This window comes from Burkholderia sp. BCC0044, from assembly GCF_902832955.1.
GTDB lineage: Bacteria > Pseudomonadota > Gammaproteobacteria > Burkholderiales > Burkholderiaceae > Burkholderia.
This window is the reverse complement of sequence record NZ_CADFDO010000002.1, coordinates 1017788-1031482: the sequence shown is the minus strand read 5'-3', so window position 1 is coordinate 1031482 and position 13695 is coordinate 1017788. Positions and strand designations below refer to the sequence as shown.

Below are 13695 nucleotides of genomic sequence, written 5' to 3'. Positions count from 1 at the left end.
CCCGCCGCGTGAGCCGTACCGCCAACCGATCCGCCGTACCGTCGCCGTTCTGGCGCGATACCGCGCTGCCGTTCATCGAGGCGCGCACCGTCGACGACGGGCGCGCGATCTGCTACGCGAAGCACACGCACGACACGTTTTCGGTGGGCGCGATCGTCGGCGGCACGAGCACGTACGTGAACGGTGCGACGCACGCGCACGTCGGGCGCGGCGCGCTCGTGATCATCGATCCGGAGCAGGTCCACGCATGCAATCCGTACGGCCCCGATGCGTGGGCGTACCGGATGGTCTATGTCGACGTGCCGTGGCTCTCGCGGCTGCAACATTCGCTGGGCCGCGATCCGAACCGCGATTTTCACGGGTTTTCGCCGAAGTTGACGGAGCGCGGCGATCTGTTCGCGCAATTTGGCGGCTTCTACCGCACGCTGGTGTCGCCCGGCGTCAATGCGCTCGGCAAGGAGAGCGCGGCGGTCGAATTCTTCACGGCGCTGCACGGCGCGCTCGACCGCGAACTGCCCGACCCGCGGCCGGGCGACGACAACGCGAAGCTCGCGCGCGCGGCCGACTACATCGCCGCCCATTGCCGCGAGGCCGTCACGCTCGATGCGATCTGCGCCGCGGCCGACCTGTCGCCGTCGTACCTGATCCGCGCGTTCAATGCGCGTTACGGGATGACGCCGCACGCGTTCCTGATCGATCGGCGCGTGCAGTACGGCCGCACCGAGTTGCGCCGCGGCCGGCCGATCGCCGAAGTCGCGCTCGACGCCGGCTTTGCGGACCAGGCGCATTTCCAGCGCGCATTCCGGCGGATCGCGGCCGCGACGCCCGGGCAGTACCGAAGTGCCGCGAGCCGAGTGCGGGCGACGTAAGTGCCGTAGCCCGCTTCGACGACCGCAGTGGACCGGTTTGCCGATGCTGCGCGAAGGCGCGGGGTGGGGGGCGCTTCGGTCGAACCGAAACCGGCTCGGGCGCTATACCTCCGACGTGGTTCGCTCGCTGCCGGTGTGGGGCGCACGCGCTCATTCGACAGCGAGGGACGTACGTCCTCGAAAACCGAGGTTGGTGTTGAATGTTGCGGGCGTGTCCGTTCGGGTCAGGGACGGAAAGTGCTGCAGGATCGCGCCGAGCGCTTCTGCGGCGACGACACGGACCGTCGGCGCGCCGAGACAATAGTGCGTGCCGCAGCCGAAGGCGAGGTTGCGGGCGTCGCTGCGCTCAAGTTCAAATCGATCGGGATCGTGATAGTGGGTGGAATCGCGATGGGCCGAAGCGACGTAACCCAGCACCACTTGTCCCTCGCGCATCTGGCAACCGTTCCACAGAAAATCCTCGCGCACGAGGCGCCCGACGAATTGAACAGGTGTGTCGTAGCGCAGGGTTTCTTCGACAAGGGCTCCGGCGAGATCCGGGTTCTGGTGAAGACGCGCCAACTGTTCAGGGTGGTTCTGCAGCGCGGCTATGGCGTTGCCGACAAGATAGGCGGTTGGCTCGAGGGCCGCGAAGAGGAGCATCACGACCTGGGCGATAGCTTCGCGACGATCGGGGCGGTAAGCGTCGACCTCGATGTTCATCAGGTCGCCCAGCAGTGTGCCTCTGGCGTCGCCATGCGCAGCAAGGTCGTCGAGGTAGGCCAGCAGTGCCAGTGTACTGCTCCGAATGCGCCGTATCTCGTCCAGCGGCAGATTGGTCGATCCGTAAAGCCGGGAGATGTCGTCAGACCATGCCTTCAACCTGATGGAATCGGCATAGGGCACCCCGAGCAATTCGGCCAACACGAGCGCCGGCAACGGCGTAGCCAACTCAGTCATGACATCGAGTCGATCCCGATCTTGGCGCCCGCGTAACAGCGTGTCGGCGATGCGTCGCACGCGAGGCCGCAGTTGCGTGGGCATCAACAGGGCCATGGCGTGTTGAGCCTGCCGACGCATTTTCAGGTGTTGATGGAATTCGTTGAACGCGATCCAGCAGTCGAAGACGGAGAACATGTCTTCGAATTCGTCCCGAGCGGCTTTAGGGAGGCCCGAAACGGGTAATCTTGCGCGCGACGTCGACAGTCGCGGGTCCTGCAGGAGTTCCCGGATATCGTGGTAGCCGAACATGAGCCACGCACCGCCGAAAAGGTGCTCGGCCCGGTAGCGATGCATGTGCTGCCGCATGTAGGCGTAAAAGGGGTATGGATCGGCAATGAAAGCGGCGTCGTTGTGCTCGAATACCCGCGGATCGAATTCAGCGCCGTGCATGAGCGTTGGGCCGATCGGCGGGCGTTGTGATGTGCAGTGGGTTGCCGTCGGGATCTTCGACAACGGACATCACCTTTCCCCACGGTTGCGGTTGGACCTCCTTGATAATCTTGACGCCGGCATTGCGTAGCTTTTCGATTGCGGCTTCCGTGTTTTCCACATAGAGGCAGAGTTCGCCGCGAGGCCCCGCCGGCGGTGGCAGCATGCGTTGCTGGAAGTAGCTCGCGGCCACGAAGGTCCAGAGCCCCAGTCGCTTGCCTCCGAGTTCGAGTGTCACGTACTCGGGCTCCGCGCCGGCCTCTTCCGGAAACCTGTAAGTCTCCCGAAATTCCAGCAGTCCGGTGTAGAACGCTAACGAGCGACGGAGATCGGCAACATAGAAGATCGGAAACATATCGAAGTACATGAGGCCCTCCGCCTGTAGCCAGTCTTACACGATCGCAGACATCGTATTTTTACTGTTTTCCAATGATTTTCAATAAATACGATGGTTGGAAAATTATCAACCCAATATTTTTTGTGTCGCCGAATTGTTGGGCTACACGTCGAGCAGAAACAGCGCGCTGCCCGCGAGCAGCAGCGCCATCAGCCGGTTGAACACGCGCATGCGCCGCGCGTTCGCGAGCCGGTGCCGCAGCGACGCGCCCGCATAACCCCAGCATGCGATCGACGCGAAGCAGATCACCAGATACAGCGCGGCGAACTGCCAGACCTGCGCGCGGTCGCCGTCGGCCGCATACGCGCCCATCGCGGCCACGCACGCGAGCCACGCCTTCGGATTGAGCCACTGCATCGCCGCGCCGGCCGCCGCCGACGGGCCGGCCACGTCCGGATCGGCCGCGAGCCGGCCGTCGTCGAGCGCGAGCCGCAGCGCCATGTAAAGCAGGAACGCGATGCCCGACCACTGCGTGACCGTCGTCAGCACGGGCCAGCGCGCGAGCGCCGCGTGCAGGCCGAGGCCGATCAGCAGGAACAGCGCGACGAAGCCGAGCGTCGCGCCGGCCGCGTAGCGCAGGCTCGCGCCGAGGCCATGGCGCGCGCCCGCGCTGAGCGCGACGATGTTGACGGGACCGGGGGTGATCGACGAGGCGAGCGCGAACGCGGCCATCGAAACCAGCATGCTCATCAGGTGTCTCCATGTGATATGTCGAAAGTCGCATCGAGACTACGGGCGCCGCGCCGGCCCGTATTGAAGAAAACTGCCCTCGGCGCGCTGCCGGGATTCACGTCATGCTGAACCGCGCGCAGCGCTCACGGGCCGACCGAAAGCGACAGGGCGCAGGCGTTGCGGCCGAAGCCATCGAGTCTCACTTCACGGCTGGGCGGGAGTCGCAAGCGCGTCGAACGCGTCGGCTTCCGGGAACCGGCGCCACGACTCCGGGCCTGCGTCGATTTCTTCGACCGTCAGCAGACACGCATCGAGTTCGCGTTGCAACTGGACGTGATCGATCGACTGCCCGATGAACACGATTTCCTGCCGGCAATCGCCTGTCGGCTCTTCCCATTTTTTCAGCACGCCGTCGCGACGATAGTCGTCGTGCGGCCAGTCCGACGGTGGCGTAAACCGCCACCATCGGCCAACGTAGCCCCACTGGAACGCGTCGCCGGCCTGTACGAGCATGGCGGTTTCGGCATAGCGGTGCGCAGCCCACACATAGCCCTTGCAGCGAAGCAGTCGGCCGTTGGTCCAGGGGCGACGCAGCCACGCGAGCAGGCGCGCCGGATGAAACGGCGCACGTTCGCGATAGAGCCACGACGCGATCCCGTACGCATCCGATTCCGACGGGCGTTCGTCGGCCTGCATGCGTTGCATCCATCCGGGCGATTCGACGAGCGCCGGTAGATCGAAGCGCCGCGTATCGAGGACGTCCGACGGATCGACCTTGCCGTGCTGCATCGGCAGGATTCGCGCCGATGGATTCAGGGACGCCAGAATTGCGCGCAGCCGCTCGAAACCCGCGTGGCCGATCCGGTCGAGTCGGCTCACGAGGATCACGTTCGCGTATTCGACTTGTTCGATCAGCAGGTCCGACAGTTTGCGCGGCGGATCGGCATCGCTGCCGTTCGCGAGCGCGGCGTCGCGCGTGACCGGTTCAGCCGACGCGATCATGTCCTCGAAGGTCTCGCCGTTGACCACCGTGACGAGCGTATCCAGCCGCGCGAGTTCGCTGAGGCTGAAACCGTCCCGATCGAGAAACGCGAACGTCTCCGCAACCGGCATCGGCTCCGAGATACCGGTCGACTCGATCAGCAGATAATCGAAGCGACGCTGCCGCGCAAGCGTGCTGATCTGCTCGAGCAGATCGGCGCGCAGCGTGCAGCAGATGCAACCGTTGCTCATTTCGACGAGTTCGTCCTCGCCTCGATGCAGCTCGACGTTGCGCCGCACGTCGTCGGCGTCGACGTTCACTTCGCTCATGTCGTTGACGATCACGGCGACCTTCAGGCCGGCGCGATTGCGCAGGATATGGTTCAGCAACGTCGTCTTCCCGGCGCCGAGGAAGCCGGACAGCACGGTGACCGGAATCCTCGGCGGCGGGACGGCCGGCACGTGTCGATTGGCCGGCGTCGTCATGCGCTCTGCCCGGACGCGCGATCCAGGTAGCCTTCGAACAGGTCGACCACGACATAGCCGTCGTCGGCGGCGTCGCCCCACAGATCCTTCACGCGGAACTCGACATGATAGGTCGGCTGATGCGCGGCGCCGGTGTCGCCGTGGCCGATCGCGTCCGGGAATGGCCATGATTCGGTCGTCCGGTGCAGCACGACGCCTTCCTTGCCGCGAACGTAGCCCGGCGCGCGGATGTGTCCGCTGACGTGTTCGTCGCGAACGACGACGCGATCGCCGACCTCGAACCGCGTCGAGTCGGGCGGAGCCGCCCGGCCGCCGGATCGCGGCGGGTTCGCGAGCCGGAACGGCGAACCGAGCGCGCGGTCGAGTTCGTCCTGCGTGAGCACGCCGGTTTCGACGAGCAAGGTCGCGGTCGCGATCACGTAGCGCTCGTAGTAGCGCGTGCCGGCGTGCTGGCGCACGTCGATGCGTTCGACTGCGTGACGCACCTCGTCGACGCTGAATTTTTTCAATTGGTCCACCCCGACGAACATCAGGCTGTACGCAAGATGCTCCCAGTCTTCCTTGAAGACCGGTTTGTAGCCGAGACTGTTGATCGTATGCGGCACCGGGCCGAAACCCTGGAAGCCGCCGAGGTCGTGAAAGCCGTCCATATGTGATCTCCGAGAGGAAGGTTGAGAGCGAAACGCGGTGCGCGTCAGTGCGCGCGCGGCAGCGCGACGCCGATCAGCACGTCCTTCGTGACGAGCGTGCGCAGTTGTTCCTCGGTCATGTGCTCGCTGCCGGCCGGCCGCACGGGCAGCACGAGATAGCGGCTTTCGGCGGTCGTGTCCCAGACCTTCACGACGACCTGGTCGGGCAGGTCGGTGCCGAGCTCCCGCAGCACCGTGCGCCCTTCGCGCACGAGCCGCGCACGATATTCGAAGCCCTTGTACCACTCGGGCGGCAGCCCGAGCACCGGCCAGTTCGTGCATGAGCACAGGCTGCAGACGATCACGTTCTTCAGCGTCGGCGTGTCCTCGAGCGCGACGATGTATTCGCCCTGCGGGCCGGTGTAGCCGAACTGCGCGCAGGCGGCCGTGCCGTCCTTCAGCAGAAGTTCGCGAAACGCCGGGTCGACCCACGCACGCGCGACGATGCGCGCGCCGTTGGCCGGATCCCAGGTCGTGGACATCAGCTCGGTCAGGTTTTCGATATAGCCGTCGGGAATCAGGTTCTTCTCTTTCATCACGCGAAACAGCGCCCAGGCGCGTTCGCCGGGCGTCGACGCTGTTTCCTCGGAAGCAATCGGGTTCATCGTGGGGGCTCCTTGTCGTGGTTCGGGTCGACCGCCGCCACGGCGTTGCGGCTGCCGTGGCGGGGGATGGCGCGTCGTGTCGGTCACGCTCGATGAGCAGGGTAAGAAGAGAAAAAGCGCGGTTCTTTGCCGGCACGGATCGGAAACTATGCCGAGACGGCCCCGTTGCGCGGCAGGGGCCGATGCGCACCGGATGCACGACGATGCGCGGCATCGACGGCGTGTCCGGCATGAAACGGCGGCCGCCCGCGCACGTTTCGCGACCGCTGCGGGGCGCTGGCCGAGGAGGCCCGCCACAGCCAATTTCTTGTTCCGCCGGAAAACAGAAATGCGGATTTTGCCTTTCTATTCTCATCCTCAAGCGACGGCCGTTCGATGTCGCGAATCGTCGGCACTCGCCCGAGTCCCGGCGGAATAACAGTCTGCCAGCACCCCGCGATTCCACCGTCCGGCAACGGTTTCCGTTCGTCGTACGTCGAGCGTGGCGGTGTCTGCGCATCCAGGTGAGGAGCATGATGGACAACGTCAACAGAATGAAGCTGAAGCGAATCGCGCGCTGGATCGGCCTGTCGCTGATGGTCGTCGCATCGCATTACGCGGGCGCGGTGGAGGTCGATCCCGGCGACTACGAGCAGTATCCGGTGGGCGCGACGATCGGCGTGCTGTACTACAACTATTCGGCGACCAACGCGTACTACGCGAATGGCCAGCGGACGTCGGATTTCGACCTGCAGTCCAATGTCGGCATCGCCCGCCTGCTGCATGTGTTCCAGCTCACCGACAGGCTCACGATCGATCCGCAGGTGCTGCTGCCGTTCGGTCACATCAGCAGCTTCGGCAACGCAGGCGCGCTTGGCAGTACGAACGGTGTCGGCGACGTGATCCTGACCGCGCCGTTGAAATTCCGCCTGAACGAAGCGAAGGACGTCGTCGCCGCGACGGTCTACGTCTACGCGCCGACCGGGAGTTACGACCAGAACCGGGGCCTCAATCTCGGCGCCAACCGCTGGTCGCTCGATTTCCAGGCCGCCTACGTCAAGCACTTTTCGCCGCAGTGGGCACTCGATCTCGTCGGCGACGCGATCTGGTACGGCAACAACACGTCGTACGGCGCGAACGGTGCGACGCTGCATCAGCGGATGAGCTACAGCGCCCAGGCGATGGTGCGTTACATGCCCGATCCGGGCACGTCGCTCGGCATCGGCATCACCCAGCTCTGGGGCGGTGAAACGAGCGTCGACGGCGCGGACAACAACGACGCGCTTCGCACCACGCGCCTGCGGATCACCGCGGCGAAGTTCGTGACGAAGGCCGACCAGGTGCAAATCCAGCTCGGCACCGATCTGAGCGTGCGCAACGGCCCGAAGAACAGCGTGCTCGCCGGTCTGCGTTACGCGCACATCTTCTGACGGCCCGCATGCGCCGGGATATGGCCGGTGCATGTCGCTCAGTGTCCCCAACGCAGATAGCACGACACCCAATTCACTTTCCACAGAGGTCACGCATGGAATCCGCCATCGACAAACACCTGATCTGCCCGCGGACGCTGTCACGCCGCGTCGCCGACGATTACCAGCCGCCGTTCCCGATGTACGTCGCGCGGGCCGCCGAAGACCTGAGCCAGGTCGTGATGGGCTATTTCGGCGTCCAGTATCGCGGCGCCGACCAGCGCGCCGCGGCGCTGGCCGCGTTGCGCCGGATCGTCGCCGATTTCGGTGCCGAGGACGGCCCGAACAACTTCGACCTGACGCAACACACCGACGACGAGGGCTACGAGAACCTGATTGCCGTCGGCTACTGGCGCGATCCGGCCGCGTATGCGCGCTGGATCGCGTCGCCGGCACTCGTCGAATGGTGGGCCTCCGACGCACGCCTCGCGGACGGGATCGGCTACTTCCGGGAAATCGTCGCGCCGCGCGCCGAGCAGTTCGAGACGCTTTACGCATTCACGAGCGATTTCCCCGGCGTCGGTGCGATCATGGACGGCGTCAGCGGCGAGATCGAGGAGCACGGCTACTGGGGATCGATGCGTGACCGGTTCCCGATCTCGCAGACGGACTGGATGGCCGCGGACGGCGAGTTGCGCATCGTCGACGGCGATCCGGCTCGCGGCGGCCGTGTGGTCGTGCTCGCACACGACAACATCGCGCTGATCCGGTCCGGTCAGGACTGGCGCGCGGCGGAGACTGACGAGCGCCGACTGTATCTGGAGGAGATCGAGCCGACGCTGCGCAGCGGAATGGACTTCCTGCGCGACAACGGCAAGGACGTCGGCTGCTACAGCAATCGCTACGTGCGCTCGATCGATCTCGACGGCAACGTGCTCGACGAGAGTTACAACATCGGCCACTGGCGCTCGCTCGACCGCCTCGAGCGATGGGCCGAGTCCCATCCGACGCACCTGCGGATCTTCGTCACGTTCTTCCGCGTCGTCACCGGGCTGTCGAAACTGCGGCTGTATCACGAGGTTTCCGTTTTCGACGCAACGCATCAGGTCTACGAATACGTGAACTGTCATCCGCGCACCGGGCTGATGCGCGACGCCGTCGCCCGCTGAATCCCGCCGGCGCCGCCAACGCCGGCGGCGCCGCTTACCGAACTGGAGAACGTCGATGGCCATCAAACGCCCGACCCGCGAACAACTGTCCGACATTGCAGCCGGCTTCGGCTTTCATGTCGATTCCCGTCAGCTCGCCGAATACGACGAGGCGCTGCAGGCGAACTTCGACGCGTACGACGTGATCGATGCGCTGCCCGACCATCTGCCCGTCGTCGCGTATCCGCGCACGCCCGGCTACCGCCCGGAAGGCGACGAGAACCGTTACGGCGCATGGGCGCAGAAGAGCACGATCCACGGCGCCGCCGACGGCAAGCTGCGCGGCAAGACGGTGGCCGTGAAAGACAACATCTGCGTCGCCGGTGTGCCGATGCGCAATGGCGCGAGCACGTTCGAGGGCTACGTGCCCGATGTCGATGCGACCGTCGTCACGCGGGTGCTCGACGCCGGCGCGACGATCGCCGGCAAGGCGACCTGCGAGTACTACTGCTTTTCCGGCGGCTCGCACACGAGCGCGTCGGGGCCGGTGCACAATCCGCGCAAGGCCGGGCACTCGTCCGGCGGCTCGTCGTCCGGCAGCGGCGCGCTGGTCGCGAGCGGCGAGGTCGACATGGCGCTCGGCGGCGACCAGGGCGGCTCGGTGCGAATCCCGTCCGCCTATTGCGGCATCTACGGGATGAAGCCGACGCACGGGCTGGTGCCATACACCGGCGCGATGCCGATCGAGGCGACCGTCGATCATCTCGGGCCGATGACGAGCACCGTGCTCGACAACGCGCTGCTGCTCGACGTCATCGCGGGCGACGACGGGCTCGATCCGCGCCAACGGATGCTGCCGCCGCGCGCCGATTATCTCGGCGCGATCCGCGACGGCATCGCGGGCCTGCGGATCGGCATTCTGCGCGAGGCGTTCGGGCTCGCGAATTCGGAGAAAGTGGTCGACGAGGCCGTGCGGGTCGCCGCGCTCCGGCTGCGCAAGCTGGGCGCGAGCGTCGACGAAGTGTCGGTGCCGCTGCATGCGGCCGGCACCGCGATCTGGCTGCCGATTGCGGCCGAGGGGGCGACGCAGCAGATGATGAAGGGCAACAGCCACGGTTTCAACTGGGGCGGCCTGTACGTGACCGGCATGATCGATCATCACGCGGGCTGGCGCGAGCGCGCCGATGAACTGCCGGACACCGTGAAGGTGACGATGCTGCTCGGCGAATATTTCACGAGCCGGTATCGCGGGCGCTATTACGCGAAGTGCCAGAACCTCGCGCGACGCTTGCGATCGGCTTACGACGCGGCGCTGCAGTCGTATGACGTATTGCTGATGCCGACCGTCCCGATCCGCGCGTCGGCACTGCCGGAGCCCGGCTGTGCGATGTCCGAGTCGCTGACGCGGGCGTTCGAGATGCTCGCGAATACCGCGCCGTTCGACGTGTCCGGGCATCCGGCCATGTCGCTGCCGTGCGGGGTGGCCGACGATCTGCCGATCGGGCTGCAACTGGTCGGGCGCCGCTTCGACGAGGCGACGCTCTACCGCTGCGCCTATGCGTATGAGCAGTCTTCCGACTGGCGTCAGACGACCTTCGCATGACAGGCCCGGCGCGGCAGCGCATCGCCGCCGCGCCGCCTGTCGGTCCGGCCGGCCACGCGGCTTTCGCGCTGGCCGATTGGACAATGCGCTTTTGAACGGGCACGCTACCGACTGCGTGTTGGCTAACCCATGTGGGGCACGACCATGACGATGCGTCCTTTCCCGCGCGCCGCAAGCGGCGACGCGCCCGGCCCGGCGGCCGACAGCCCGCCGGACGAATGGACGAATTCGGCCATCGAGGTGGCGACCGACGGCTCGGTCAGCCAGCGTATCGAGTTTTGGCGCGAGACGATTCTGCGTTTGTTCGCGGACGTGCAGATCGCGGCCGTGCAGAAAGCCGATTTCTTCGGCCAGGTGCGGCAGCGCAAATGCGACAAGATGCGGATCTCGGAAATCCACGCCAGCGAGCAGGCCGTGATCCGGCGCTATCGCCAGGCGCGCAGCGAGTACGAGGACAAGTACTTCGGCGTATTGATGCTCGAGGGCAGCCAGTCGGTCGAGCAGGACGGCAAGATCGTCACGCTGCACCCCGGGGATTTCGCGATCTACGACGCGACCCGGCCTCACCACCTGCAGTTCGGCCAGTCGTGGCGCGAGATCGTCGTCAGCATTCCCCGCGCGACCCTGAACCAGCTCGTCGTCGGGATGGAACACCGCACGGCCTGCCCGACGCACACCGGGGAGGGCGTCGGCAGCGTCATGCGTGCGTTTCTCGAGCAGATGTCGTCGCAGATCCGCAGCGTGACCGAGGACGAGATGCGGCAGTTGTCGGATACCGCGATCTCGCTGATCGCGATGACGCTCGGCGGCATGCAGCGCAACGACCTCGCGCAATCGAGGATGAAGGCGTTGACGCTGACGCGCGTGAAGCGGCATCTGCTCGAGCACCTGCACGACCCGGAGCTGAGCCCGATGATGATCGAGCGGTCGATCGGGATTTCGTCGCGGTACATCAACAAGCTGTTCGAGGCCGAAAACACGTCGCTGATGCGCTACGTATTGAACCTGCGGCTCGAACGGTGTGCGCAGGATCTCGCGAATCCGCAATGCGCGGTGCTGCGCGTATCCGACATCGCGTTGCGCTGGGGATTCAACGACATGTCGCATTTCAGTCGCGTGTTTCGCGAGCGGTTCGCGATGTCGCCGCGGGCGTGGCGCGAGCAGGGCGGCAAGCCGCGCGCGTAACGCGTCGTCATGGGCCGCGTTCGCGTTCGCGTCAGGCAAGCGCCGATCGCAAGCGGCTGGACGTCGACAGGCGCGACGCCATCAGTGCAACGCGCGCGGCACGTGCGCCGGGCGAGCGCCGCGCGGATCCGCCGGATCGGCCGGCTCGGCGGAACCGGCCGGGCCGGCGGCGTCGGCCGGACGCTGCGGCCCGCCGGACCACGGCTGCGTCGACACCGAGAAGCCGAACGTGTTGACGCCGCCCGAGCACGTGACGAACACACCGCCGCCGTGCATCTCGGCCACGGCCTTGACGATCGACAGCCCGAGCCCGTGGTTTTCGTTGCTGTTCGCGCGCGCTTCCTCGAGCCGGTAGAAGCGCTCGAACACGTGCGAGCGCTGCACCGCGTCGATCGGCTCGCCGGGGTTCGACACGGCCATCTCGACGAGCGTGTCGCGGCGCGTGATCGTCACGTTCAGCGTCGCGCCGGGCGTCGAATGCTGGATCGCGTTGATCAGCAGGTTCGTCATCGCGCGGCGGAACAGCGACGGATCGACGGCCGCGCGCGCATCGCCGTGCAGTTCGGCGCGCAACTGCGCCTCGTCGAGCGGAATTTCGAGGAAGTCGAGCATGCGCCGCACCTCGTCGGCGAGCGACACGTCCTTCAGGTCGGTCGCGCGTTCGCCGCGGTCGCTGCGCGACAGGAACAGCATGTCGTTGATGATCACGCGCAGCCGCTCGAATTCCTCGAGGTTCGACTGCAGCGTCTGCCGCATCCGGTCGACCGAGCGGTCGCGGCTCGTCAGCGCGACCTGGGTCTGCCCGATCAGGATGCTGATCGGCGTGCGCAGCTCGTGCGCGACGTCCGCGTTGAACGCTTCGAGCCGCGCGTAGGTTTGCTGGATGCGTTCGAGCGCGCCGTTGAACGACGTCGCGAGATCGCGCAGCTCGGTCGGCAGCGCGTCGGTGTGCAGCCGCTGGCGGCGGTTCGTCGCGCTCACGCTCGCGGCATCCTGCGACAGCCGGTCGAGCGGCGCGAGCCCGAAGCGCGCGACCGCGCGGCTCAGCAGCAGCGTGATGACGGTGGCCGTCGCGATCAAAGCGGCCAGCGTCCATGCGAAACGGCGCAGCATCCGCTGCGTGCGCTCGCACGACGACGCGACGATCAGCTTCACGTCCGGGCGCTCGCCGCTGCCCGCGATCGCGACGGTCTTCGTCATCACGTCGTAGCTGCTGTTGTTGAGCGCGTACTGCTGGAACGCACCGAACGGTTGGCCGACGGGCACGCCGTCGACCGAATGACCGAAGCGGAAATCGGCGTCGGGGCTGTCGATCTGATAGCGCGTCGACCCGTCCGGCGGTTCGAGGTCGGCGAGCTTTTCCTGCATCAGGCGGCCGCGCGCGGCCGTGGTCGCGTGCGACACGATCATCTGCGCGACCTTCGCGCGCGTGTCGATCGTCGCGCGCAGCTCGGCGAGCAACTGGCGCTCCATCATCACGAACAGCCCGCAGCCGACCAGCGTGAACACGAGCAGCGACACGATGCCGAACATCGCCGACAGGCGCAGGGTGATCGAGCGTTTCATGCGTGTCTCTCCGCGTCGCCGTCTTCGCGCGCCTCGAGCACGTAGCCCATCCCGCGGATCGTATGCAGCAGCTTGTCCGCGAACGGGCCGTCGAGTTTCGCGCGCAGGCGCTTGATCGCCGTCTCGACGACGTTCGCGTTGCTGTCGAAGTTCACGTCCCACACGAGCTCGGCGATCGTCGTTTTCGACAAGACCTCGCCGCTGCGCCGCGCGAGCACGCCGAGCAGCTGGAATTCCTGCGCGGTCAGGTCGAGCCGCGCGCCGTCGCGGCTCGCGCGGCGGCCGATCAGGTCGACGCGCAGGTCGCCGATCGAGATCAGCGTCGATTCCTGCACGCGGGCGCGGCGCGTCAGCGCACGCAGCCGTTCGATCAGTTCGAGGAACGAAAATGGCTTGGTCAGGTAGTCGTCGGCGCCGCCGCGCAAGCCTCGCACGCGGTCGTCGACCCGATCGCGGGCGGTCAGCATGATCACGGGCGTCTGCTTCTGCGCGCGCAACGCACGCAGCACGCCGAAGCCGTCGAGCTTCGGCAGCATCACGTCGAGCACGACCACGTCGTAGTCGAATTCGACGGCTTTCCACGCGCCGTCCTCGCCGTCGAGCGCGGTATCGACGACCCAGCCTTCCTCGGTCAGGCCGCTCTTCAGGTATTCGACGACTTTCGGTTCGTCTTCGACGATCAGCACTTTCATGTTC

The 13695-nt window shown here is 66.2% G+C and carries 13 protein-coding genes; 5 read left to right on the top strand and 8 right to left on the bottom strand.

Features of this window, described 5'->3' with window-relative positions; translation table 11 throughout:
* Positions 1–8 precede the first annotated feature (8 nt).
* Positions 9–869, top strand: coding sequence for an AraC family transcriptional regulator (locus tag HWX14_RS13170; protein ID WP_175883115.1), 861 nt, complete (start codon positions 9–11; stop codon positions 867–869).
* Between the two features lie 150 nt (positions 870–1019).
* Here HWX14_RS13170 and HWX14_RS13165 read toward each other — a convergent pair whose 3' ends face one another.
* The 6 genes from HWX14_RS13165 to nthA form a co-directional block, all read right to left on the bottom strand.
* On the bottom strand, positions 1020–2303 hold the full coding sequence (locus HWX14_RS13165; protein ID WP_175883114.1) for a cytochrome P450: 1284 nt from the start codon (positions 2301–2303) through the stop codon (positions 1020–1022).
* Positions 2227–2646: a VOC family protein gene (locus HWX14_RS13160; protein ID WP_175883113.1), complete on the bottom strand. Its 420-nt coding sequence runs from the start codon at positions 2644–2646 to the stop codon at positions 2227–2229. Before HWX14_RS13160 ends, HWX14_RS13165 begins: the two co-directional genes overlap by 77 nt.
* A 132-nt stretch (positions 2647–2778) precedes the next feature.
* The gene (locus HWX14_RS13155) at positions 2779–3366 is read right to left on the bottom strand and encodes a LysE family translocator (RefSeq protein WP_175883112.1); all 588 of its coding nucleotides are present in this window, start codon (positions 3364–3366) and stop codon (positions 2779–2781) included.
* Positions 3367–3552: 186 nt separating this feature from the next.
* Entirely contained in the window at positions 3553–4815 is a 1263-nt protein-coding gene (locus tag HWX14_RS13150; RefSeq protein WP_175883111.1) for a GTP-binding protein, read from the bottom strand.
* Complete coding sequence (gene nthB / locus HWX14_RS13145; RefSeq protein ID WP_175883110.1) at positions 4812–5465, bottom strand: nitrile hydratase subunit beta; 654 nt, start codon at positions 5463–5465, stop codon at positions 4812–4814. The genes HWX14_RS13150 and nthB overlap by 4 nt, the downstream gene beginning before the upstream one ends.
* Positions 5466–5509: 44 nt before the next feature.
* Entirely contained in the window at positions 5510–6109 is a 600-nt protein-coding gene (gene nthA, locus HWX14_RS13140; RefSeq protein WP_175883109.1) for a nitrile hydratase subunit alpha, read from the bottom strand.
* 512 nt (positions 6110–6621) lie between these two features.
* On the opposite strand from nthA, the gene HWX14_RS13135 reads away from it, so the two are divergent.
* The 4 genes from HWX14_RS13135 to HWX14_RS13120 all read left to right on the top strand — a co-directional run bounded on the left by HWX14_RS13135 (position 6622) and on the right by HWX14_RS13120 (position 11433).
* On the top strand, positions 6622–7518 hold the full coding sequence (locus tag HWX14_RS13135) for a transporter (protein WP_175883108.1): 897 nt from the start codon (positions 6622–6624) through the stop codon (positions 7516–7518).
* 95 nt (positions 7519–7613) lie between these two features.
* Positions 7614–8666 (top strand): phenylacetaldoxime dehydratase family protein, encoded by a 1053-nt coding sequence (locus HWX14_RS13130; RefSeq protein WP_175883107.1) that lies wholly within the window; start codon positions 7614–7616, stop codon positions 8664–8666.
* 55 nt (positions 8667–8721) lie between these two features.
* Entirely contained in the window at positions 8722–10248 is a 1527-nt protein-coding gene (locus HWX14_RS13125) for an amidase (RefSeq protein ID WP_175883106.1), read from the top strand.
* Positions 10249–10392: 144 nt separating this feature from the next.
* Positions 10393–11433 (top strand): helix-turn-helix domain-containing protein, encoded by a 1041-nt coding sequence (locus HWX14_RS13120; protein ID WP_175883105.1) that lies wholly within the window; start codon positions 10393–10395, stop codon positions 11431–11433.
* 81 nt (positions 11434–11514) lie between these two features.
* Here HWX14_RS13120 and HWX14_RS13115 read toward each other — a convergent pair whose 3' ends face one another.
* A complete protein-coding gene (locus HWX14_RS13115; protein WP_175883104.1) occupies positions 11515–12999 on the bottom strand; it encodes a heavy metal sensor histidine kinase in 1485 nt (494 codons plus the stop codon).
* Positions 12996–13691 (bottom strand): heavy metal response regulator transcription factor, encoded by a 696-nt coding sequence (locus tag HWX14_RS13110; protein ID WP_175883103.1) that lies wholly within the window; start codon positions 13689–13691, stop codon positions 12996–12998. Before HWX14_RS13110 ends, HWX14_RS13115 begins: the two co-directional genes overlap by 4 nt.
* Positions 13692–13695 lie beyond the last annotated feature (4 nt).